The sequence below is a fragment of the Rosenbergiella collisarenosi genome (assembly GCF_018494085.1).
Classification (GTDB): domain Bacteria; phylum Pseudomonadota; class Gammaproteobacteria; order Enterobacterales; family Enterobacteriaceae; genus Rosenbergiella; species Rosenbergiella collisarenosi.
Map to the genome: position 1 here is coordinate 1 of NZ_JABBFP010000028.1, position 615 is coordinate 615.

A 615-nucleotide genomic window follows, 5' to 3' on the forward strand; every position below is an offset into this window, starting at 1 on the left:
CGATAAGGTGGCGGGTGACGATGTCATCAACGTCACTGAGCATGCACAGGCACAGATTATCAGTGGCAGTGCGACCGGCGGCGAAGCGGGTAATAGCGTGGTGGTAACACTCGCGGGCAAAACCTACAGCACGGTACTGGATGCCTCGGGCAACTGGAGTATTGGGGTACCTGCCTCGGTAATTGCCGGACTGCAAGATGGTAGCGTCAGTATTGCAGTTACTGTGACTGACAGTGCGGGCAATGTCGGAAGTACCAGCCACGATATTAAGGTGGACACTGGACTGCCAACCTTATCCATCAACACCATTGCGGGCGATGACATCATCAACAGCACGGAGAAAGGTCAGGATCTGACCATCACCGGGCAAGCGACTGGGCTGGCCTCGGGCGCGACAGTCACCGTTAACCTTAACGGTCAGCAGTATACTGCCACCGTTGATGATAAAGGACAGTGGAGCACCGTGGTACCTGTCGCCGATGTGGCAAATCTGGGGGAAGCGATCTACTCGGTTAGCGCGTCAGCGACCAATGATGTAGGGAACAGTGCTAACACAACCCATACCATCACTGTCGGCGGGGAAGCCCCGACCATTACCATCAATACGGTGGCGGG

1 protein-coding gene is annotated in these 615 nt (G+C 55.9%); it reads left to right on the plus strand.

Annotated elements, in window-relative coordinates; all coding sequences use genetic code 11:
• Positions 1-615 (plus strand): Ig-like domain-containing protein (locus HGT70_RS16440; protein WP_214196575.1); only part of this gene is annotated, 615 nt, incomplete at both ends.